Origin of the sequence: Pseudoalteromonas sp. S16_S37 (assembly GCF_014694405.1) — a bacterium.
In the GTDB taxonomy this organism is placed as follows: Bacteria; Pseudomonadota; Gammaproteobacteria; order Enterobacterales; family Alteromonadaceae; genus Pseudoalteromonas.
Genome location: NZ_JAAUWV010000008.1, coordinates 115988 through 139420, shown reverse-complemented (window position 1 = coordinate 139420; position 23433 = coordinate 115988). Strand labels below are relative to the sequence as shown.

The window sequence follows — 23433 nt, the reverse complement described above, 5'->3', positions numbered from 1 at the left end:
CACAGATGATTGCTTCATATTTTTAAAGAACGGTGCGATGATTCAGCGCTTTGCTTCATCTCGCTAGGGGATGTGCATTCTAAGCATTCCCTATTTTTTGTCAACACTTAATTTTTAAGTTTTCATAAGAAGTTTAAACATTAAGTTTTACTCGACGCTGACTCGTTGTTGCTTTGCTTTAAGTTGCTCAGCGCTCCGTGTCAGTGGGGTCGCATTATAGGGCGGCGAATTAAAAGCGCAAGCGATTTTTTGAAGAAAAGTGATAAAAATAGATTGTTCGAGCAATTTTCGAGCGAACGCGCTGTTTTTGGTAGTTTTTCACCCTTGAACTACCCAAATAATCGCCAATATACGGTATGTGGCTTATTTATTTTGAAAGATCTACACTAGATTAAGAATAAAGATAAGGTGGTTATTATGTTAAGAAGCTACAAAGGGATTGTTCCTACCCTAGCTGAAGGTGTTTATGTCGATGACTCTGCTGTACTGGTTGGTGATATAACGATTGGCGCAGATAGTAGTATTTGGCCCTTAGTCGCAGCTAGAGGGGATGTGAATTACATCAAGATTGGTGCAAGGACCAACGTACAAGATGGTTCGGTCCTACATTTAACTCGCGCGAGTAAAAGCAATCCCGATGGTTATCCTCTAGTTATTGGCGATGATGTAACCGTTGGTCATAAAGTGATGTTGCACGGTTGTAGACTCGGTGATCGTATTCTTGTCGGTATGGGCGCCATTATTATGGATAATGTTACCGTAGAGGATGATGTTATCATCGGTGGAGGGGCGCTCGTTCCCCCGAATAAGATACTTGAATCGGGTTACTTATATGTGGGAAGCCCAGTCAAGAAAGCCCGCCCACTTACTGAAGACGAACTTACTTTTTTAAAGGTTTCAGCGCAAAATTACGTGCAACTGAAAAATGAGTATCTAGAGGAAGGACAGTAAGACGCTACCATCACTTTGAAATTCCTCATCTTCAATAAGCTGCTCGGCCAACATTTCATAATCGAACTGCTTAGCTTTAAAATGTGCTAACGCCTCCTCTTTACCCATTGGAGGCGTTAATATACGGCACTGCACCATCATGCCGTTAACCATCGCTGAAAAACAAAGCGCGCTTGTTTGACTTTCAACGCACACATCATCATTGAATAAAATACTTTGATTCATTTATATAGAGCCTTGTTTAAATGCATTAATAACTTTTGTGACGTCAGGATATTTATCGCGCCAAACATAATACGCTTCCGCCGCTTGCCCTATTAGCATCCCTAACCCATCGACCAACTTCGCGCTACTGTTATAAGTTGCAACCCAGTCTAGAAAACTCGTTTGTTGATCACTATAAAACATGTCATAAGCAAATACGCAGTCTTGTATATGGGCAGGGTCTATATTTGGCGTCTCTCCTGTTACACTCGAGGATGTAGAATTAATGACAACAGAAAAGTCCGCATTATTTATATTATCCAGCCCACAACCCACTACATCACCAAACTGACTAAATTCTTGTGCCAACGTTTGTGCTTTTCCCTGCGTTCTGTTTGCTATCACAATACATGATACGCCAGCTTGCAAGAGTGGAAAAATACAACCTCGTGCCGCACCTCCTGCACCAAGCAACAATATTTTTGCACCGTCTAACTGCGCGCCTTGCCTCAGCAAATCAGCGACTAAGCCCGCTCCATCGGTGTTATCTCCAAGCAACTCCCCTGACTCGATACGCTTTAGTGTATTTACGGCCCCCGCCAACTTTGCTCGTTCGGTCAGTTTATCGGCGAGGCGAAAAGCTTCCTCTTTAAAAGGCAAAGTGACATTAGCGCCCTTACCACTACTTGCAAAAAACGCTGCTACAGACTCTTTAAATCCATCTAAAGGTGCTAGAATCGCCTCATAACTGATCTGTTCATCAAATTGCCTTGCAAAGGCTTGGTGGATCATCGGTGACTTAGAGTGTTTTATTGGGTGACCAAAAACCGCATATTTGTCCATGTCTATGCCTAGAAGTTATTAAGTTTATGAAGCAGTTAATTAAACGCATCTTCAACAAAGATGCAAGCCAAGAAAATACCAACAGCACCCCAACACCTGAAAAAAAACCTTATGAGATCATCGGTGGAGAGTCAGGTGCCCGCGCTTTGGCAGATAGGTTTTATGACATCATGGCCAGCGACCCATATGCAAAGCCGCTTTATGATATGCATCCACAACCATTGGATAGGATCCGCCAAGTATTTTTTGAATTTTTATCTGGCTGGTTAGGCGGACCCGATCTCTTTGTTGAAAAATACGGCCACCCAAGGTTAAGACAACGACATATGCCTTTTCCTATCGACCAATCGCTTCGAGATCAGTGGATGCATTGTATGAACAAAGCGCTTGATTTAGAAATTGACAATCCATTGCTTCGCGAAGGGCTGCGACACTCTTTGGCGCAACTTGCGAGTCATATGATCAATCAAGACTAAAGTCGCAGACTAACTTTAACGCTCTTTGCGCTAAGTCAAAGCCTGGTTCTACCACTTTATTCATAATACGCGTCTCATAACGGAGAATTGTGCGATGCGTGTGACTTCTATTCAACATAAAATTTATGCCCTACTTGCGGTAACTGGTATTTTGGTATTAGTAGCCAGTATCCTGAGCAGTTCAAGCCAGCAACAACAATTGGCGCAAGAGACTGTGTCAGAGAATATTCGTTTATTGGCAGACAACTATTTTGACTCTATCAATACTATGATGCTTACCGGCACCATGGCGAATAGAGAGATTTTAAGCCAAAAACTCAGAGCACATCCAAACATTGAAGATGCCCATATTATCCGTGGCTCACAAGTCGTAAAAATTTATGGCGCAGGCAATGCCAATCAGTCTCCTAATGGAGAAGCAGAACATCAAGCACTCAACGGTAAAGAGTCGTTGTTTATAGAAACTCGTGGTGATTCACGAGTAATGACATATCTGCGACCCATGATAGCAAAAGCTGATTACAAGGGTACCAACTGCTTAGGTTGTCACCAAGCACAAGAAGGTGATGTTCTGGGCGTGGTCAAAATAAGCTATTCACTGGATGATATTGATTCGAGTGTGCAGACTAATACTTGGTTAAGTACCGCGCTGCTAACAGGGATTTTTGTTGTAACGTTTGTGATCTTAGGCACTCTTTTTCGAAAGTTATTTATTACCCGTCTAAAAACGTTGGGCCGTACTATGCGACTCGCTTCGCAAAATAAAGACTTAAGCCTGCGTATAGACGATAACATTGACGATGAGCTAGGCCGCTTAGCAATTAACTACAACAAGATGATGGCGTCATTCAAAGATAACATCGGCCAAGTCTCACATACGTCAAAAGTGCTTATTCAATCTGCCGAAACTATCTACACGTCAGCCGATACAACCGAACGCGCTATTTTGCAACAAAAACAAGGTACTGACTCTGTTGCCGCGGCAATCAATGAACTTGAATGCTCATCCAGTGAAGTGAAGAATACCACGCACTTTGCATCAGAAAAATCGGATAGCAGTAATCATCTTGCCGAAGAGAGCATGGCGGTAGCTGAGCGTACCGAACAAAGCATTAATCAACTGGCACAAGACGTGCGCCAAGCTGCAACACAGGTCAGTCAACTGCAAGCACAAACACTTGAGGTTGGAAAAGTGCTTGAAGTGATCAGCAGCATTGCAGAGCAAACGAATCTATTGGCACTGAATGCCGCAATCGAGGCTGCACGTGCAGGTGAAGCTGGTCGCGGCTTTGCAGTCGTTGCAGATGAAGTGCGTACGCTTGCTACTCGCACTCATGACTCAACGGATGAGATTAAACGCACGATTGATAAATTACAAAGCGAAGCTGAACAAACCGTAAAAGCCATGAGTGCATCATGCGAAGAAGCGGACGACAGAGCTGCACAGGTAAAGCAAGTTGCGCAAGCGCTGAAAAATATTTCTAATCAAATGCACGAAATTAATGATTTGAACGTACAAATAGCAGATGCCACTGAACAACAGAATCTAGCCGCCGAAGAGATAAATCAAAGTGTGATTGCAATAAGAGATAATGCAGAGCAATCCTTGGTTGACGCCCATGGCAGCAAACAGGTAAGTGAAGAGTTACTTTCACTGGCTCGTTCGTTAGATGAGCAAGTAAGAAGCTTTAAACTCGATTGAATAGCCTAAAATTTGGCTATGTGATCTGAGGTTAAATTAGAATTGTTATGCTGTGTTTCAGGCGCCCAGTGGGCGCCTTTTTTATGTTGCTAGAGGGCTAACCAGTTCTGTGGTTGCAAATAGAAATCATACAGCTTGGCCTCTGGGCTACCTGCAGCTGGTGTGAAGTTGTATTCCCAACGTGCTAGAGGTGGCATCGACATCAAGATAGACTCTGTACGGCCCCCTGTTTGCAAACCAAATAAAGTGCCTCTGTCCCATACTAAGTTAAACTCAACATAACGACCACGACGATAAAGTTGGAATTGACGCTCGTGCTCAGTGAATGCTGTGTCTTTGCGACGTTCAATGATCGGTAAATATGCATCTAAAAAGCCGTTGCCAACTGCCTGCATAAACGCAAAGCTCTTTTCAAAGCCCCATTGATTTAAATCATCAAAAAACAACCCACCCACACCGCGCGTCTCACCGCGATGTTTTAGATAGAAGTAATCATCACACCATTTTTTGCAATCGTCATATACTTGCTCACCAAAGGGTAAACACAAGTCTTTGGCTACTTGGTGCCAATGCTTAACATCATCTAATACTGGATAAAATGGGGTAAGATCGAAACCGCCTCCAAACCACCAAATTGGCTCTTCGCCTTCTTTTTCAGCAATAAAAAAACGCACATTAGCATGACTGGTTGGGATATGTGGATTTTTGGGATGAATTACCAGTGATACCCCACAGGCGTGAAAACTGCGACCAGCTAGCTCCGGACGATGTGCAGTCGCAGACGCTGGCATCGACTCACCATAAACATGAGAGTAGTTTACCCCGCCTTGCTCAATAACGGCTCCGTCTCTGATAACACGCGTGCGTCCACCGCCACCTTCTTCACGTTGCCACGCATCTTCAACAAATTTGGCTTGACCGTCCGCTTGTTCCAACCCAGCACAGATAGCGTCTTGTAATGACAGTAAAAACGCTTTAACCGTTTCTAAATTCACCTTACTCATAGTTGTGATTAATTCCCTCGAATAACTGCACCCGTAAGTGCATGTTTAATTTGACTTGGCGCAGCGTTACCACCGAGTTCCCCTTGCACATAGCAATCCACTAGTTCATGAAAAGTACACCGAGCCTCGTCTAAGGTCATTACTGGCGCTTTACCCGATAAGTTGGCACTGGTTGACACTAAAGGCTTACCAAACAATTTGCTTAACGCTTTGCATTCTGGATGAGCCGTGATGCGCACGGCAATCGTATCATGCTCTCCGGTCAGCCATTTGGGTGTTGACGCTTTTGCAGGCAATAACCAAGTAATCGCACTTGGCCAAGAGGAAAACAACTCAGTACGCTTATCCATTGGTATTTTCGCATCATCAACATAGCGCAAACATTGACCATAATTATCGGCCAACAAGATAAGCCCCTTACTTACTTCTCTTTGCTTGATAGCAAGTAGTTTATTCACTGCTTCTTGATCATCGGGATCGCAACCCAATCCATATACCGCTTCGGTTGGGTAACAAATCACACCACCGTCACTAAGTACTTGGCATGCTTCATTTAGGTTGTTGGGGGTGTTACTCACTATCACTCTCAATTTTATGCTGACAAGCCTTTTGCGGGCATTGTAGCACAGCTTTTCCTGCACGTTGTTTTTGTAGCATTACTCCCCAACCACACGCGGGGCAAAGGTGTGCAAGGGGTTGTTGGTTAAGACTATACTTGCATTGAGGGTATCTATCACACGAATAGAAAAACTTACCATATTTGTTTTTACGCTTGGTTAATGAACCTTTGTGACATTTTGGGCAATCAACAGCCTGCTCATCTTCATCGTCGTGTTCATCATGGGCAATGTAATGACACTGAGGGTAGCCCGTGCAGCCAATAAACATGCCATATCGTCCATTTCGGATCACAAGCGGTTCGCCACACTCTGGGCATGGTGAATCATCGAGGACTTTAATATCGTGATTGTCGTGTTGCGTCAGAGGTCTAATATAATGACACGTTGGGTAACTGGCACAGCCCAAAAACGGCCCATTTTTGCTGTGCTTCATGACTAACTCAGAGCCACATTCAGGACAAACTTCATACTCTTTTTCTAACGCGTGGCGATCTGCGTTAAACAAAGAATGGTCTATCTTACTCATAATACCTTTCAAGCCCAGCGTACAAATTTGCGCCTAATATAACTGCCATGATTTTGGGGTCAAGAGATGACCCCAAAAATAATCAATGTAAATACCCACCAGGCTCATCAAATATCAGATCTTCCATTTGTGCATAGGCTTGCTCTTTTCCTGGCACATTAAATAGCACCATTAAGATCACCCACTTTAAGTCTTCCAAACCTATGATCGGTTTTTCCAACGCACACAAACGATCGATCACCATTTCACGAGTAATAGAGTCAATCACACCCACTTGCTCTACGAACATTAAAAAGCCACGACACTCTACGTCCAACATTTGACACTCTTGCTCAGTGTAAATGCGGATCGCACTATCGGCTTTACTGTTTAGATAAGGGATTTCGTCACTGTGCTGCAAATCAGCGAGCTGCTCTAGCCAATCAAGCGCTTTGTAGATTTCTTCTTGATTAAATCCTGCCCTGAGTAATTCATCAGTTAACTCATTTTGCTCAACAAAGATATCCGCTTCACTGTGGATATAGTTCTCAAATAGATACATTAGGATATCAAACATGATTAACCCCTCGCTAATTTAATGTAGCCGTCTAAGACGCGTTCTACTTTATCTTCAAGCTCTAGGTCCAATAAACGTGCAGTTACACGATCTACTGGCCACTGGGTCCTTTGCGTTAAGGTGTCTATAGAGGTAACCTCAAAGCCAAGGTTTTGCAATATTGGGCAGTCCTCCTGTGGTGAGTCATTTTTTATCACGCTCTCTATACTATATAGACCGTTTTGGGACAAAAAGCTCACATCCTCAATGATATCTTCTACGCATTCAGTTAACTTTGCCCCTTGCTTTAACAAGTAATGGCATCCCTGCGCCAATGGATTCTTAATTGAACCGGGCACGGCAAAAACCTCACGGTTTTGCTCCAAAGCGTATCTTGCGGTGATTAGCGAACCACTTTTTATCTCCGCCTCGACTAACACTACACCCAAAGATAATCCTGAGATAATTCGGTTACGACGCGGAAAGTGGTTTGCCTGCGGCCCGCACCCGGGCAAAAACTCACTGATCAGCAATCCCCGTTCATACACTTGCTGATATAGTAGGTTATGGCGCTTGGGATAGATAATATCAACCCCCGTGCCCAACACTGCTATTGTCGCACCATTATGAGCCAATGCCCCTTTATGGGCCGCACCATCTATACCGCGCGCCAGTCCTGATGTTACGGTCAAACCAGCCGAATTTAACCGATAAGCAAAATCGGATGCTATCTCTAACCCTGTGGCAGTGGCACTACGGCTGCCAACAACGGCGATTTGTGGCTCAGTGAGTAACGCCGTATTACCCTTGCAAAACAAAATGAGAGGCGCACTGGCTATTTCTCTTAATAAAGTCGGATAACGAGTATCAAAATAACTGATGATGGCGATATCTTGCGCTTGGCAATGCGCTTCAACACGCTGCAAATAGCCCCAATCGATATTGCATAATTGTTCAGCGAGCACTTCATTTAAACCGAGCTGTTTGAGCTCTTTTGAGGATAGTTTGAATAACGATGGTAAATCACACTTCATCTGAAGTGCATCTATGGTTGCGATACCTAACCCTTTGCAAGTATGCAACGCTAAGCTGTGTAATATTGATAAGTTTTTCATGCTCCCTCCTTAGAGCATTCGGGCGACTAATTCACGCTAACACTATCTCCAACTCTGATTGGCTGTGTTGCATCGGTGACTAGCGCATAACTGACTTTGTCGTAAACCTTAAACACCATTAGCTCTCCGACTTTCTCCTGTGGCATTGTCCAAACCACGCTGTTATCCGTATTTTCGGTACCAAATAATTCCCTAACGCTTTTTGTAAACTTCTCTAAGCTATTGGCATCTTCCACATAACGCGGTCCTTTATTACCTTCGATAACTGTAGGTGAGCGTTTATTAATATCAAGTATATGACCTTCTTTAAGTTGTTGCTCTTTGCCTATGTTAAGGATAACCACTGACGTAGAACCAAATTCTCTCAACTTATTTTCACTGGCGATAATAGTACCGTTTATCTCTTGCGAAGGTCGTAGCATGTTAAATTGCACAGAAAAGCTATGCCCATTTGCTAGTGGCATGAGTATATCGTTTGCCTTGATCTCTCGCTTTGCTGATTCAACGTTTACTTTTGCCGGCTCACCTTGAGCAAGGTTCCCCTCCGCTAGCACTCTGGCAGTACCCACTAAACGCACTTCATACGCTAATACTTCGTTCGATTTCGGGTCAATATATGGCTCGCCAATGTTATAAATGCCGTAGTGCGTGTATTGCTCTAGGTCGCCTTTTACATATAACACGTGCCCCTGAGTTGCCAACTTCACGTTATAGTTTGCGCCTAAAATGTATGGGTGCCCTGCTAGGTCTTGCTCGCTCAAAGCTTGTTCAAACGATATTAATGGTTGTATTAACGCCATTGGTAACGTGGGGATTGCCGTACTTTTTTGCACTGCCACACGTGCCATCGGAGAGAGTTTTTTAATTCCCTTATCCAACATAAGTAACGGCTGCCCTTGCGAGTCAAACTGTAATTTTAGGACATCCCCCGGATAAATCAGATGGGGGTTGCTGAGCTGGGGATTTTGCTGCCAAAGCGTTTGCCACTGCCACGCCGATGGTAAGTACAGTTTAGAAATATCCCATAACGTGTCACCTTCTTTAACAGTATATTGAATGGGAGCATCATCTTTAACAGTAAGTGCTTCCTCTGCAAAAGCGTGAAAAGCAATACAAGTTGCCATGATAAGCGCTGTAAATGAGTGTTTCATTATGGCTTCCTTGAGTTATTTTTCGATATTATCAACCAAAACCTGTTAAAGGGGAACGCGAATGGCTAAAATAAGAACATACAATATTTTGCATTTAAGCTTAACTACAAAAGGTAACCATGGCAAAGTTAGAAGTACTAAGATTTCCAGATGAGCGCTTGCGCGCAGTTGCACAACCGGTTGTTGAAGTAAACGACGAAATTCGTCAGATAGTCAAAGACATGTTGGAAACCATGTACGATGAAAATGGCATCGGCTTGGCTGCGACTCAAGTTAATATTCACCAGCGCATTGTGGTAATTGATGTATCTGAAGAGCGTGATGAGCCACTGGTACTCATTAATCCAGAGATTGTTCGCAAAGAAGGTTCAACCACAAGTGAAGAAGGTTGTTTATCTGTGCCGCACTCTTGGGCTAAAGTCGACCGCGCTGAAGAAATCACTGTGAAAGCACTCAACGAAAATGGTGAAGAGTATAGCTATGATGCTGACGGCCTTTTAGCAATTTGCACACAACACGAACTAGATCACTTGATGGGTAAGTTGTTTATCGATTATTTATCGCCTTTAAAGCGTCAGCGTATTCGTAAAAAACTTGAAAAAGAAGCGAAGTTTGTTGCGCGCTAGCAGCAAACTCTTTAACCCTCATCTCATAATTAATTTTGGATAGTTCAGTGACCAAGCCATTACGCATTGTATTTGCAGGTACGCCAGATTTTGCTGCGCGTCACCTAAGCGCCCTTATTGATTCACACCATGAAGTTGTTGCCGTATACAGCACTCCTGATCGCCCTGCGGGTCGCGGAAAAAAACTAAAAGCCAGCGAAGTAAAAATGCTGGCGTTGGAACACAACCTGCCTGTTTACCAACCTGAATCTTTAAAGACATCTGAAGCGCAAGCTGAGCTAGCCGCATTACATGCAGACGTGATGGTTGTTGTGGCCTATGGTGTGTTGTTGCCAAAAGCGATTCTAGAAACACCTAAAATGGGCTGTTTGAATGTACATGGCTCTATTTTGCCTCGTTGGCGTGGTGCGGCCCCCATTCAACGTGCTTTATGGGCTGGAGATGAGCAAACGGGTGTCACCATCATGCAAATGGACGAAGGGTTAGATACTGGTGATATGCTACATATTGCAACCTGTCTAATTACCGCTCAAGACACCAGCGCGAGTTTATATGACAAACTTGCGCAGTTGGGTCCTGTTGCCTTACTTGATACGCTTGAACAGCTAAGCAATGGCACCGCTGTGGCAACCAAGCAAGATGACGCGCAAGCCAACTACGCGAAAAAACTACGCAAAGAAGAAGCCGATATTGACTGGCAAATGAGTGCAACACAAATAGCGCTAAACATTCGCGCCTTCAACCCTTGGCCTGTGTGTTTTACGCAAATGCAAAATCAAACTGTAAAAATTTGGCAAGCAGAAGTTGTTGATAGCCATGGCGCCCCGGGTACAGTTCTGAGCAGTGACAAAAACGGCATTGTGATAGCCTGTGCCGAGCAAGCCCTGAAAATCACGCAATTACAACCACAAGGTAAAAAACCTATGTCAGCGCAAGACTTTTTAAACGGCCGTGCCGACTGGGTAGCACCTGGTTCTAAGGTAGGTCACTAATGGCGAATGTGCGTGCGCTTGCAGCAGAAACTCTTTTTCAAGTTGTTGATAAGGGTCAGTCTTTGAGTACCCAACTTCCCTATGCAGCACAAAAGCTCAACCCTAAAGATAAGGCGTTGTTACAACAGATCTGCTATGGCGTACTGAGATATCTACCAACGCTTGAGCACTATTGCCAGCAATTGCTCGACCAGCCGCTCAAAGGAAAACGTAGAGTATTTCAATTTTTGCTCTATGTCGGCATGTATCAGCTGCAATATATGCGCACACCAGAGCATGCTGCCGTTGCAGAAACCGTCAATGCACTACAAAGTATGCGCGCACCTGGACTGAAAGCCCTAGTTAATGCGATTTTGCGCACGTTTCAACGACAATTTACCGAGTTGCAAGACAGTGCCAACCGCATTCCTGTCTGCCAATACAATCATCCAAACTGGTTCATTAAAAAGTTGCAAGCCGCTTACCCTGATAAGTGGCAGGATATTCTTGCAGCCAATCAAGAACAAGCGCCAATGTGGCTACGTGTGAATAGAGCCCACTACAGCGTTAAAGAATATAGTGAACTACTAGATGAAGCTGGTATAGAGTATAGCCTAGAGCCTCAGTTTGAGGATGGTATCGTGCTAGATAAACCTTGCGATGTATATAGCTTACCAGGGTTTAGAGAAGGAGCCTGTTCGGTGCAAGACGCAGCAGCGCAACTTGCGGCCCGTTACCTAGCACCACAAGATAATGAACGTATATTAGATGCGTGTGCGGCGCCAGGTGGCAAAACCTGTCATATCTTAGAGTTAGCCAATGCTCATGTAGATGCCCTAGATGCAGATAGTAACCGCTTACTTAGAGTTGAAGAAAATCTCAAGCGACTCGAACTAAATGCAAATTGTATTCATGCCGATGCATCCGATCCGAGTAGCTGGTGGGATGGACAAACATACGACCGTATTTTGTTGGATGTACCTTGCTCTGCCACAGGTGTGATACGCCGCCACCCCGACATCAAGTGGCTGCGTCGTAACTCTGATATTGATGACTTAGTTCAGTTACAAAAACAAATATTAACTAATATTTGGCCATTGCTGAAACCTGGCGGTACGTTGCTATATGCAACCTGTTCAGTACTTCCTGCAGAAAACTGCGAGCAAGTAGCGGCCTTTTTGCAAAGCACTGATGATGCAATACATCAACCTTTGCATGAAAACGACACCCCATCCTCTGTTGGATTGCAGCTGCTTCCAGGCATGAGTGATGGTTTTTATTATGCAAAAATAACAAAACAACTATAAGTTACCATTATGAAAATCATCATCTTAGGCGCCGGTCAGGTTGGCGGAACACTCGCTGAAAACTTGGTTGGTGAGCAAAATGAAATCACGGTTGTTGATATTGATGGCGACAGATTACGTGAGCTTCAAGATAAGTACGATTTACAAGGTGTGACCGGTCACAGCGCACATCCTGATGTACTTCGCCAAGCCGGTGCTGAAGATGCCGATATGATCATTGCGGTAACCAGCTCAGATGAAGTGAATATGATAGCCTGTCAGGTGGCGTACAGTATTTTTAATACCCCCACAAAGATAGCGCGTATTCGCTCTGAGCAATATTTAAAATATAAAGAAAAGCTATTCCAAAATGATGACTTACCCGTTGACCACTATATCGCACCTGAGCAGCTGGTAACCAAGTACATCCGTCGTTTGATTGACTACCCAGGCGCATTACAGGTACTGCAATTTGCCGACGGTATGCTCTCGCTGGTCGCCGTAAAAGCGTATTATGGCGGTTTATTGGTAGGGTATGCGCTCTCAGCACTGAAAGAACATATCCCCAATGTTGATACGCGCGTAGCCGCGATTTACCGTCAAGGGAAAGCCATAAAACCGCTGGGCACAACGGTCATCGAGGCAGACGACGAAATATTCTTTATCGCAGCCACTAAACACATTAGAGCCGTGATGAACGAGTTACAGAAGCTAGAACGTTCGTACAAAAAAATCATGATTGCCGGTGGTGGTAACATAGGCGCTGGCTTAGCACGCTCTTTAGAGCGCAATCACAGCGTAAAACTCATAGAGCGAAACCAGCAGCGCGCTACTCAACTATCGGAAATGCTTGATAACACAGTGGTGTTTTGTGGCGATGCATCCGATCAAGAGCTGCTATCAGAAGAACATATTGAACAGGTTGATGTTTTTATTGCCGTTACCAATGACGATGAAGCGAACATTATGGCTGCGATGCTCGCCAAACGCATGGGGGCCCAAAAGACCATGGTGCTTATCCAGCGAGGTGCTTACGTTGACTTAGTTCAAGGTGGCGAGATAGATATTGCAATATCACCTCAGCAAGCCACTATCTCTGCACTTTTAACTCATGTACGCCGTGGCGATATTGTTAATGTTTACTCATTGCGCAAAGGTGCGGCCGAGGCAATTGAAGCCGTTGCACACGGCGATGAAAATACCTCAAAAGTGGTTGGCCGAACTATCTCAGAGATCAAACTCCCTGCAGGTACTACCATTGGCGCAATCGTGCGTAACGATGAGGTATTAATTGCCCATGATGACACAACCATTATGTCGGGCGATCACGTCATCATGTTTTTAATCGATAAACGTCAAATCAGCGTGGTTGAAAAGCTATTCCAAGTGAGCGCACTGTTCGTCTAGCATCCCCCCTCACTCAGGTTTGGATAAGCGCTTTGCAAAGCCGATGCTCAAAGGCTCGCTTATCCAAAGCTAAAGTAAACTAGGTTGCATGTAATGCGGATAGGTCTATCAAGCATTGCTGCAATATGTCATCGACTTTTCCTTCATCAGCAATCAGCCTAATGCCTATTAAAGTCGTATCGTCTTGATGTGTGGTACTACAGACTTCTCCAGAGAGGCTAATTTGCTGTTTATTTCTGTCAGCAACAACAATATGACAAGATTTATCATGAACCGGTAAGTCAACAACAGACTCGGGCATACTAAATAGTAACCCGGTTCGGGAAAGGTCTTTAATTACCCCTTCACAGCTAGAGCGCTGCGTCATCAGCGTTGCGGGTATCAAGGTGGGTATGCGCACATGATGTCGTAAACACTGACTTTGTACTTGTTGCGGCGGGTATAAAAAAATTAATTTAGTCGGTGTATAAGCCACCGCTTTGATGTCTGTTTTAAACGCAATAATTTGCCCATCACTATGGTCTGCCACCGCCCGCACAATCACAGTCGCCCCTTCTTTAACATGTTCAGCAGCTGCTCCTAACTGTTTTTGCTTAGGGTAATTTAAAATGATGTATTGCCCTTCAAGATAACCAATAAACTCGGTTTTTACCCGTTTAGAGTTCGCAGCCATAAGGATTTCAAGGTCAATAACACTACCAACCGAGATCAGCTCAATTTTTTGATAACCTGAAGAAGACTTACTTTTGAACATAACCAGTACCTAGAGTACTAGAAACCACATCCGATAAGCTTAGAACAAATCAGCCGTGGTTGTTAAACAAAATTAGACCGCTATTGCTTGAACAACAGCGAGCCTAATTTATTGGTTACGGCGCTTAGCCACGCCAAAAGGTTGGCGTAAATAACACCAATAGCGTAAATATCTCTAGTCGACCAAACACCATTGCCACTGTGAGTATCCACTTAGCCGCGTCACTGATATCACCATAGTGCGCAGCCACTTCGCCAAGACCAGGACCTAGGTTGTTTAAACACGCAGCGGTGGCTGAGAATGCAGTAATATTATCTAGGCCAGTGCCAAGCAGTGCTATCATGATGATCACAAATACTAAGGCATAAGCCGAGAAGAACCCCCATACCGCCTCTACAACTTTATCTGGAAGTGCCTTTCGCCCTAATTTAATTGAGTAAATAGCACGAGGGTGAACTAGGCGATTAAGCTCTCTGACACCTTGTAAGTAAAGCAAAAACACTCTCACAACTTTCATGCCGCCGCCCGTTGAGCCCGCACAGCCACCAATAAAACTAGAAAAAATCAGTAAGATTGGTAAAAACAGTGGCCAAGCAGAGAAGTTATCAGTTGCAAATCCAGCCGTTGTACTAATCGAAACAGCCTGAAACATTGCCTGATTAAGGGTCTCATCACCGTTACTGTAGACTTTGTTTGACGACAGTACAGCGAAACAGATCACCACCAAAGCCAGCTGAATTAATAAGAAGACTTTAAATTCAGGGTCACGTAAGTACGTTCTGATATTGCGACTCGACACCGCAGCATAGTGCAAAGAAAAGTTTATCCCTGCAATAAGCAAAAATACTACACAAATAATGTTGATCACAGGACTATCAAAGTGCCCCATTGACGCATCGTACGTTGAAAAGCCACCAATCGCGATGGTAGAGAAAGCATGACATATGGCATCAAACCAACCCATTCCAGCAAGCCAATAAGAAATCGTGCAGGCAATCGTCAGTGACACATAGATATACCAAAGGTGTTTTGCCGTATCGGCGATACGCGGCGTCATTTTTGAGTCTTTTACTGGGCCGGGCGTTTCGGCTCGATATAACTGCATACCACCGACACCAAGCATAGGTAACACGGCCACCGCCAAAACAATGATCCCCATACCGCCCAACCATTGCAACTGCTGGCGGTAAAACAATACTGACTTGGGTAAGTACTCTATCCCGGTCAATACGGTGGCACCTGTGGTGGTTAGCCCAGAAAAGGCTTCGAATACCGCGTCTGCTAGTGACAGGTTGGGAGATTGTAAGAAGATTAGTGGCACCGAGGCGAAAAAGCCCAGTACTAACCAAAAAAGCACTACGATTAAAAAGCCCTCACGCGCTTTTAGGTCGCCTTTTTCTTTACGGTTTGGATAATAAGCTATTAAGCCAATCACGATGCTAAACACAAAAGCCAGTACAAATGGCACCCCGCCACCATCTTTATAAATTAAAGATACCAGCGCAGGTGGCACCATGGTGATGCTAAACAACGCTACCAATTGGCCAAGTATTTTTATTATGGTACGAAATTGCATGCCGCTTTTCGCTTATCTGTCATTTAAAGTTATAGAATATTGATTGTCTTACGCTTTGATTTTTAACTCAACCACACCGTGCGTTAAATCCAAAATTTCTTGGCAAGCCACAGTTGCTTGTCGGTGATCTATTTCAATTTGCCACTCAATCGCTGCACCATACTGTTTATCAATCGCCAATATCGTAAAATGGCTATTAAGGTATTGCTCAATAATTCCTTGCAAAGCATAGTCTGATTGACCAGTTAAATGTGCAGCAGGAATTTTTAAACTGGTTTGTAACTGCGCTAACGCATTATTCAGTGTGCCACCATATGCTCTCACGAGACCTCCAGTACCGAGCTTTATGCCCCCAAAGTAACGCGTGGTCACAGCAGTGATCTCTCCAAGTCCCGAGCCTATTAATACGTTAAGCATGGGTTTTCCCGCTGTGCCATTAGGCTCGCCATCGTCTGAAAACCCATACACATGACTTCCACCAGGCTGGCCCGCAACATGTGCCCAACAATTATGGCGTGCATCCGGATATTGCTCATTAATCTGCTTAATAAATGCCTTGGCGTCTTCGATGCTCGGCGTGTGAGCCAGATGCACAATGAAAGTGCTTTTCTTGATTTCTTCGTGATAACTTAACGTTGCCGATGGGATATGGTATTCAGACATGAATCATTTAACGCCTTACAAACAAAAAAGGGAGCCTCATGCTCCCCTCAATCATACACCGAGAGTTTAGTCTAAGTCTAAATCACGGGTCATATTCTCTAGTCGGTCTTCGTGCACAATGATGTTATCTTCAATGCGAATACCACCATATGGCTTAAATTGCTCGACCTTTTCCCAGTTAATGTACTTTTTATTGTCGGTTTGCGCTAAATCGCCAAGCAGAGATTCAATAAAATAAAGACCAGGTTCGATGGTAAACACTTGCTTAGCTTCAATCTTTCGTGTGCAACGCAAGAATGGATGGCCTTCAGGTGGCGCCTGATGGGTACCGGACTCATCAGCCATAAACCCGCCCATGTCATGCACCTGTAGACCTAAGTGATGGCCCAGTCCATGTGGGAAGAAAGTAGACGTAATGCCTTTTTCAACAATATCTTGCGCAGGTAACTTAACAATATCAAAGTCACTGAGCACCTGAGCAACTCTGGCGTGGCAATCAATGTGTAAATCGCCATATAACTTGCCAGGACTTAACGCTTTACCTAGTTGAATTTGGTGATCATTCATCACTTTAATTAACTCAGCAAATTCACCTTGCTGAGCAAAGTCGTAGGTACGCGTGATATCAGACGCATAACCATTAAAGTTTGCCCCAGCATCAATCAAAAAAGAGTGATGTTGTTTTGGTGCTTTACGTTCAAAATGGGTGTAATGCAAAATGGCACAGTTTTCATTTAACGCCACAATATTGCCATATGGCGTGTCGTTTTCCATGTGCTCTGTTGCATTTAAGTAAGCTTGCTGAATCGCAAACTCAGAGCCGCCTGCATAAAACATATCACGCGCAGCTTTATGTCCAATGACCGCAATACGGTTAGCTTCGCGCAAACAGCTCAGCTCATATTGAGTTTTATAGGCACGGTGATAATGAAAGTAGTTCATAACGGGTTCTGGATTTACATTGGTAAAACCTAATGCCTGTGCTACCTCTAGATACTCACCAATATAGGCAAAATTGGCTTTATCGTAAGGCAGGTACTTTTCTACCTGATCTGGCTGAACCAACAGCTGTATATCAAAATAATCCGCCCAAAAGTCACTTGGCTCATCAGGCACTTTGTGCCAAAAATCAACAGGTCGATAAAAAATCAGCTTCGGCTTATCAACCCCATTCACCACCACCCAACAATGAGGATTATCAATAACCGGTAACCACGCTTTAAACTGCGGATTCACCTTAAACGGATAGTACATATCATCCAAGAACTGACGCTTTGCTTGACCAGAGTGGATAACAAGACCTTCGAGCCCTTCTTGATCGAGAATGGTTTTCGCGCGCTGTTGCAAAGTAGCAATGTGTTCAGCGTAATAATGTGCTAATTGTTCCATGGTTAACCGTATTGTTGATTGTGATGATTTTGAGTCTAACACAAGCGAAAAAAAACAATCCAGCGAAGTCGCCAGATTGCTTTTTATCAGAGCGTCAAGCTGTGCATTATCCAATACACTTACGCTTAACCCCCTATTTGCATATCAAGCAGTTGTGCCACAATGTTGCCCTCTCTGCCTAGGCGAGTGTGATACACCTGACGATAAGCAAACACGTTTTTCACATAATCACGTGTTTCTCGATAAGGAATAAGCTCTATCCATAACTCTGCCGGCATAGCCTCATCTGGTAACCATTTTTTGATTCTATGATATCCCGCATTATAAGAAGCCGTGGCGAGCATTTCGTTGCCATGGTTTTTCTTTTTCAAATAGTCTAAGTAGTCTGTGCCTAGGCGAATATTGGTAGCAGGCTGCAATAGATTACGCTTCGTCACACGCTGCTTGGTGATATAGCGCGCGGTACTAGGTAGCAGCTGCATTAATCCGTAAGCATTGGCATGGGAGCGCGCATCGGGTGCAAATGAGCTTTCTCTGCGAGCAATGGCAATACTCCATGCCATATCAATATGGCTGCGTTTACTGTAACGGCTGAAATACTGTTCAAAGGCAAGTGGGAACCGCAAATCCACGTAGTCCCATGCTTCAATTTGCGCCAAGGTAAATATTGTACTGTCGTACCAATCTAGTTCTGCCGCCAAAATCGAGGCTGCTAATTTCTCAGCAACGCTTGAGGTATTGGTTAAATAATTCCATTCACGACGTGCCGATGTATAACGCTCTAACTCATAAAGAGCTTTAGCGCGTTTAAATCCAGGGGCTTGTGATACCTTTGCAACTAAGCTTGGTGGCACATCCAAAGATTTCTCATTTAGAGAAATATCTAACCCTAATCGCCCTGCTGCTAAAAAGCCGTAGTAGTCTCGCTCGCTGGCGATTTTTCGCCACAGCTGTTCGGCTTTATCTTGCTCTCCACGCTGCGCATAACTATAAGCCAACCAATATGTTTGCCCGTAACTTAAGTTATCCATCCCTGTAAACAATGCGGCAATGCCCGACCAGTCTTGCTCTTTGAGCATGTTGCTCATCATCCACTGACGCAGCTTTTCGTCTTGATACTCTGGCTTCACTTTGTTTAGCCAAAATTTCGCTTGGGGGTGACCTTTTGACGCCAGAGCCAGTGCAAATCGATACGCAACGCTATCTTTTTGCTGCTCAGTAAAGTCAAACATAGTCTGTAACTTATCCCATGCTTTTAGTGCCAGCTTTTGATCTCGCCATATTAGGCGACGCACACCATACACCGCTATTTGTGCTTCTTTGTCGCTGCGTTTTTCGTATCGATAAAGCCCTGCAGCCGCACTTGGGTCTCGACGAACAGCGGTATATAAGTCAGCTAAATAGGTTTCATTCTGAGGAAGAAGTGTTTTTAGGTAACGAAGTAACGAGATCTGCCCACCTTGTGCCGCTTTTGTGATGCGCTCCCACACACGCTCACTCGTCAAATAACCCGCTTGTTGCCATTTATCAAAAAGAGAATTGCATGCGCGAGGTTGAGACTTACCCACCCCCCATAAATCTGAAACCTGCTCTAATATGGCATTTTTAGGAGCCCCTAAATCAAGCTGATATTGCAAATAGGTGCACTGCAACTCCACATCACTACTTGGCTCATAATAATCGATAAATAACGCTTTTTTACCGCTGCGTTTGAGGTATTTTAGCCAGCTTTCACGTACCGGCCACTCAAGGGGAGTACTTTGATATACAGTCAAAAAATGGGCGATTTGCTGTTCATACTTAAGCCTAGGATGGCGCTCAAAAAATGCCATTTCCACATACGGTTTAAGTGGGTGGTCCAACTCGTTCAGTGCCTTAGTGAACGCACTATAGTTGCCAGACCAAGCGATTTTTTCTGCTTGTTTGAATGCCTCATGGTCACTGCTTGCAAGAGAAAACCAGCTCATAGCAGCCAAGCCAGTTGCAGCAACTTTTAAGATCCATGATTTCATATTGACCTTCGAATAATTAGTTGTCTTAAAATGTGTAAGAAGATTGTCAATTTACCCTCATCTTGCAGCCCAACTTACGCAGCAAAATCAGCAATTACTGACTAGGCTGTAAGTTCATAAAAAGAGACACAGCCACCATAACACCAATGCGAGCACTTTTTAAGATATGGGTAAACGCTGAGTAAATTTTTCATTGCATTTTTCATTTAAAGCGGCCAAACTGGGTGAAATAGCAACTCATCGTACCAGTGTAACTACACGGGAGAACAAGCATGTTATATAAAAGCGAGTCCTTTGTTGTTGATTTTTGCAAAGGCAAGATCGCTGAATTTAAGTTTTGTATGCCAGGCTCGGTAAACAAGCTTTCTCAGCAAACCCTTAAAGAATGCGCAAATGCATTCAAAGAATTAAGCCAACGCGACGACATCGACGCCATGGTATTCACCAGTGATAAAGAGCATTTCATTATTGGTGCTGATATCTTCGAATTTTTACCTACTTTCCAACGTCCAGAAGAAGAATTAGTTGGTTGGATCAAAGATGCAACTGACGTTTTTGATGCCATTGAAGATTTACCTTTCCCAACTGCTTCTGCAATTCATGGCCTAGCACTTGGCGGTGGCTGCGAATGGTTACTTGCGACAGACTTTCGTTTAGCAAGCACCACGGCAAAAATTGGTCTACCAGAAGTAAAACTAGGCATCATGCCAGGCTTTGGTGGTACCGTACGCTTGCCTCGCTTAATCGGCGCTGACAATGCGATGACTTGGATCACGACAGGTAAAGAAAATCGTGCAGAAGACGCACTGAAAGTTGGCGCAGTAGATGGTGTGGTTGCACCAGAGAAACTACTAGAAGGTGCAATTAGCGTTCTTGAGCAAGCGGTTGCTGGCAAACTAGATTGGCGCGCAAAACGTCAAGTAAAGCTAGAGCCATTAAAGATGAACCGCGTTGAGCAAGGCATGAGCTTTGCAATGGCAGAAGGCATGGTGATGGGTCAAACCAAAGGCCATTACCCAGCGCCTGTGATGGCGGTTAAAACCATTCAAGCCGCTGCAAATGCAACACGCGCAGAAGCGATGGCGATTGAAAACGCTAACTTTGCAAAGCTCGCTAAAACCAAAGAAGCTGCTGCGCAAACAGGTATCTTCTTAGCCGACCAATACATCAAAGGTGTGGCTAAGAAACAAGCCAAAGCTTCAACAGTTGAAATTAAACAAGCGGCTGTTTTGGGCGCAGGTATCATGGGCGGCGGTATAGCTTACCAATCAGCTTACAAAGGCACGCCTATTGTCATGAAAGACATCAATCAAGCAGCGCTTGATTTGGGCATGAACGAAGCGGCGACTATTTTAGGCAAGAAGGTACAACGTGGTCATATGACCATGGATAAAATGGTGGCAACTTTAGGTAAGATTAAGCCTACTTTAGAAGATCGTGACCTAGACCATGCGGATATCGTAGTTGAAGCGGTTGTTGAACATCCTAAAGTAAAGCAAACCGTGCTCGCGAGCCTAGAAGCTCAGCTACCTGAAGGCACTATTTTAACGTCAAACACATCAACTATTCGTATTGATGAATTAGCGTCTGCGTTAAAATGCCCTGAGCATTTCTGTGGTATGCACTTCTTCAACCCAGTGCCAAAAATGCCACTTGTTGAAATTATTCGTGGCGAAAAAACATCCGAAGCAACCATTAATGCAGTGGTTGATTACGCATTAAAGCTAGGCAAGTCCCCTATTGTTGTTAACGATTGCCCTGGATTTTTCGTAAACCGCGTCTTATTCCCTTACTTTGCGGGCTTCAGCCAACTTGTGGTTGAAGGCGCTGACTTTACTAGCATAGACAAAGTCATGGAGAATGTATTCGGTTGGCCGATGGGTCCTGCGTACCTACTTGATGTAGTTGGTATTGACACCGCAAACCACTGTACTGGTGTGATGGCTGACGGCTTCCCTGAGCGTATGGCGCGCCAAGAAAAAGACCCGGTAGCGGTACTCGCGCAAGCTGAGCGCTTTGGTCAGAAAAACAAAGTGGGCTTTTATCAATATGCCCCTGATCGTAAAGGCCGCTTGAAAAAGTCAAAAGACGCTGCATCTGTCGAGCTGTTAAGCTCTATCTGCGAAGCGAGCAAAGAGTTCGATAAGCAAACGATTATCGAGCGTTGTATGGTGCCCATGCTAAACGAAGTACTACTTTGTTTACAAGAAGGTATTGTAGCTTCTGCACAAGAAGCGGATATGGCACTCATTTACGGTATCGGCTTCCCGCCATTTAGAGGCGGCGCATTCCGCTATCTAGACCAAATTGGCCTAGCAAACTTTGTCGCAATGGCCGACAAGTATGCTCATCTAGGTGCAATTTATCAGGTATCTGAGCAAACCCGAGCATGGGCAAGCGAAGGTAAAGTGTTCTACTCAGTGGAGGGCCAGTAACATGTCAGCAATGCAACAAGCGGTTATCGTAGATTGTCTTCGTACCCCAATGGGCCGCTCTAAAAACGGTGTATTCAAAAATCGCCGCGCTGAAGACCTAAGTGCACATCTAATGAAAGGCTTGTTAGATCGCAACCCAAGTGTAGACCCTGCATCTATTGATGATATTTATTGGGGTTGTGTACAACAAACCCTAGAGCAAGGCTTTAACGTAGCACGTAACGCTGCGCTGCTTGCAGGTATCCCTCACTCAGTGCCAGCAGTTACCGTAAACCGTTTATGTGGCTCATCTATGCAAGCGTTACATGACGCTGCACGCGCCATCATGACAGGTGCAGGTGATACGTACCTTATCGGTGGTGTTGAGCATATGGGTCACGTACCGATGACGCACGGTGTTGATTTCCACCCAGGATTATCGACCTCTATTGCGCAAGCAGCAGGTGTTATGGGTTTAACGGCAGAATACCTTGCAACGCTGCACGGCATAAGCCGTGAGCAACAAGACCAGTTTGCGTATCGCTCGCATCAACGCGCACATGCTGCGACCGTCGAAGGTCGTTTTGCTAAAGAGATCTTACCTATGGAAGGTCACGACGAAAACGGTGTGCCAGTCTTAGTTGAGCATGATGAAGTGATCCGCCCAGAAACGACGGTTGAAGGCCTAAGTCAGCTACGCCCAGTGTTTAACCCAGCGTCAGGTACTGTTACAGCAGGGACTTCATCGGCACTTTCAGACGGTGCGTCGGCGATGTTAGTGATGAGCGAAAGCAAGGCTAAAGAGCTTGGCTTGCCAATCCGTGCACGTATTAAGTCAATGGCTGTTGCCGGTTGCGATCCATCAATCATGGGTTACGGACCGGTTCCTGCGAGTAAAAAAGCACTGCAACAAGCAGGCATCACGATTGAAGACATCGATGTTGCTGAGCTTAATGAGGCATTTGCTGCACAGTCTTTACCTGTACTCAAAGACTTAGGCTTATTAGATGTTGCCGACGAGAAAGTTAACTTAAATGGCGGTGCTATTGCTTTAGGCCACCCTCTAGGGTGTTCAGGTTCACGTATCAGCACAACACTCATCAATCTGATGGAAGAAAAGAACGCTAAATACGGCTTAGCAACTATGTGTATTGGTTTAGGCCAAGGTATTGCTACGGTATTTGAGCGTGTTGATCAAGACTAACCAA

At 44.5% G+C, this 23433-nt stretch carries 22 protein-coding genes; 9 read left to right on the top strand and 13 right to left on the bottom strand.

The window, feature by feature from the left end; all coding sequences use genetic code 11:
- Positions 1 to 414 precede the first annotated feature (414 nt).
- Positions 415 to 951, top strand: a complete 537-nt coding sequence (locus tag HC733_RS06350) for a gamma carbonic anhydrase family protein (protein WP_190364214.1) — start codon at positions 415 to 417, stop codon at positions 949 to 951.
- Here the strand turns inward: HC733_RS06350 and HC733_RS06345 are convergent.
- Together HC733_RS06345 and aroE are read right to left on the bottom strand one after the other, a co-directional pair.
- Entirely contained in the window at positions 934 to 1176 is a 243-nt protein-coding gene (locus HC733_RS06345) for a DUF1488 family protein (protein ID WP_190364211.1), read from the bottom strand. The two genes, HC733_RS06350 and HC733_RS06345, sit on opposite strands and share 18 nt — an antisense overlap.
- On the bottom strand, positions 1177 to 1998 hold the full coding sequence (gene aroE, locus HC733_RS06340) for a shikimate dehydrogenase (protein WP_190364210.1): 822 nt from the start codon (positions 1996 to 1998) through the stop codon (positions 1177 to 1179). It lies immediately after the preceding gene.
- Between the two features lie 26 nt (positions 1999 to 2024).
- On the opposite strand from aroE, the gene HC733_RS06335 reads away from it, so the two are divergent.
- Together HC733_RS06335 and HC733_RS06330 are read left to right on the top strand one after the other, a co-directional pair.
- A complete protein-coding gene (locus HC733_RS06335) occupies positions 2025 to 2474 on the top strand; it encodes a group II truncated hemoglobin (RefSeq protein WP_190364209.1) in 450 nt (149 codons plus the stop codon).
- Between the two features lie 94 nt (positions 2475 to 2568).
- Positions 2569 to 4176, top strand: coding sequence for a methyl-accepting chemotaxis protein (locus tag HC733_RS06330; protein WP_190364208.1), 1608 nt, complete (start codon positions 2569 to 2571; stop codon positions 4174 to 4176).
- 89 nt (positions 4177 to 4265) lie between these two features.
- Here the strand turns inward: HC733_RS06330 and hemF are convergent, their stop codons facing one another.
- The 6 genes from hemF to HC733_RS06300 all read right to left on the bottom strand — a co-directional run bounded on the left by hemF (position 4266) and on the right by HC733_RS06300 (position 9127).
- Positions 4266 to 5180, bottom strand: coding sequence for an oxygen-dependent coproporphyrinogen oxidase (hemF, locus tag HC733_RS06325; protein WP_190364207.1), 915 nt, complete (start codon positions 5178 to 5180; stop codon positions 4266 to 4268).
- 8 nt (positions 5181 to 5188) lie between these two features.
- On the bottom strand, positions 5189 to 5758 hold the full coding sequence (locus HC733_RS06320; protein WP_190364206.1) for an L-threonylcarbamoyladenylate synthase: 570 nt from the start codon (positions 5756 to 5758) through the stop codon (positions 5189 to 5191).
- The gene (locus HC733_RS06315) at positions 5751 to 6326 is read right to left on the bottom strand and encodes a DNA topoisomerase family protein (RefSeq protein WP_190364205.1); all 576 of its coding nucleotides are present in this window, start codon (positions 6324 to 6326) and stop codon (positions 5751 to 5753) included. Before HC733_RS06315 ends, HC733_RS06320 begins: the two co-directional genes overlap by 8 nt.
- An 82-nt stretch (positions 6327 to 6408) precedes the next feature.
- The gene (locus HC733_RS06310; RefSeq protein WP_190364204.1) at positions 6409 to 6882 is read right to left on the bottom strand and encodes a DUF494 family protein; all 474 of its coding nucleotides are present in this window, start codon (positions 6880 to 6882) and stop codon (positions 6409 to 6411) included.
- Positions 6883 to 6884: 2 nt separating this feature from the next.
- Positions 6885 to 7976, bottom strand: a complete 1092-nt coding sequence (gene dprA, locus HC733_RS06305) for a DNA-processing protein DprA (protein ID WP_190364203.1) — start codon at positions 7974 to 7976, stop codon at positions 6885 to 6887.
- A gap of 26 nt (positions 7977 to 8002) precedes the next feature.
- Positions 8003 to 9127 (bottom strand): LysM peptidoglycan-binding domain-containing protein, encoded by a 1125-nt coding sequence (locus tag HC733_RS06300; RefSeq protein WP_190364202.1) that lies wholly within the window; start codon positions 9125 to 9127, stop codon positions 8003 to 8005.
- A 119-nt stretch (positions 9128 to 9246) separates the two neighbouring features.
- Between HC733_RS06300 and def the strand changes: the two genes are divergently transcribed.
- The 4 genes from def to trkA are packed head-to-tail and all read left to right on the top strand — an operon-like array spanning position 9247 to position 13417.
- The gene (def, locus tag HC733_RS06295; RefSeq protein ID WP_190364201.1) at positions 9247 to 9753 is read left to right on the top strand and encodes a peptide deformylase; all 507 of its coding nucleotides are present in this window, start codon (positions 9247 to 9249) and stop codon (positions 9751 to 9753) included.
- 47 nt (positions 9754 to 9800) lie between these two features.
- Positions 9801 to 10745, top strand: coding sequence for a methionyl-tRNA formyltransferase (fmt, locus tag HC733_RS06290; RefSeq protein WP_190364200.1), 945 nt, complete (start codon positions 9801 to 9803; stop codon positions 10743 to 10745).
- Positions 10745 to 12031 (top strand): 16S rRNA (cytosine(967)-C(5))-methyltransferase RsmB, encoded by a 1287-nt coding sequence (rsmB, locus tag HC733_RS06285; protein ID WP_190364199.1) that lies wholly within the window; start codon positions 10745 to 10747, stop codon positions 12029 to 12031. Before fmt ends, rsmB begins: the two co-directional genes overlap by 1 nt.
- A 9-nt stretch (positions 12032 to 12040) precedes the next feature.
- Complete coding sequence (trkA, locus tag HC733_RS06280; RefSeq protein WP_190364198.1) at positions 12041 to 13417, top strand: Trk system potassium transporter TrkA; 1377 nt, start codon at positions 12041 to 12043, stop codon at positions 13415 to 13417.
- A 79-nt stretch (positions 13418 to 13496) separates the two neighbouring features.
- On the opposite strand, the gene HC733_RS06275 is transcribed toward trkA, so the two are convergent.
- The 5 genes from HC733_RS06275 to HC733_RS06255 form a co-directional block, all read right to left on the bottom strand.
- The gene (locus HC733_RS06275) at positions 13497 to 14171 is read right to left on the bottom strand and encodes a flagellar brake protein (protein ID WP_190364197.1); all 675 of its coding nucleotides are present in this window, start codon (positions 14169 to 14171) and stop codon (positions 13497 to 13499) included.
- A 124-nt stretch (positions 14172 to 14295) separates the two neighbouring features.
- Complete coding sequence (locus HC733_RS06270) at positions 14296 to 15747, bottom strand: TrkH family potassium uptake protein (RefSeq protein WP_190364196.1); 1452 nt, start codon at positions 15745 to 15747, stop codon at positions 14296 to 14298.
- 48 nt (positions 15748 to 15795) lie between these two features.
- On the bottom strand, positions 15796 to 16410 hold the full coding sequence (locus tag HC733_RS06265; protein ID WP_190364195.1) for a YigZ family protein: 615 nt from the start codon (positions 16408 to 16410) through the stop codon (positions 15796 to 15798).
- Positions 16411 to 16476: 66 nt separating this feature from the next.
- Positions 16477 to 17799: a Xaa-Pro dipeptidase gene (gene pepQ, locus HC733_RS06260; protein ID WP_190364194.1), complete on the bottom strand. Its 1323-nt coding sequence runs from the start codon at positions 17797 to 17799 to the stop codon at positions 16477 to 16479.
- A gap of 125 nt (positions 17800 to 17924) precedes the next feature.
- Complete coding sequence (locus HC733_RS06255) at positions 17925 to 19811, bottom strand: transglycosylase SLT domain-containing protein (protein WP_190364193.1); 1887 nt, start codon at positions 19809 to 19811, stop codon at positions 17925 to 17927.
- A gap of 272 nt (positions 19812 to 20083) precedes the next feature.
- Between HC733_RS06255 and fadB the strand changes: the two genes are divergently transcribed.
- Positions 20084 to 22246, top strand: a complete 2163-nt coding sequence (fadB, locus tag HC733_RS06250; protein WP_190364192.1) for a fatty acid oxidation complex subunit alpha FadB — start codon at positions 20084 to 20086, stop codon at positions 22244 to 22246.
- A gap of 10 nt (positions 22247 to 22256) precedes the next feature.
- Entirely contained in the window at positions 22257 to 23429 is a 1173-nt protein-coding gene (gene fadA / locus HC733_RS06245; protein ID WP_190364213.1) for an acetyl-CoA C-acyltransferase FadA, read from the top strand.
- Positions 23430 to 23433: the final 4 nt, after the last annotated feature.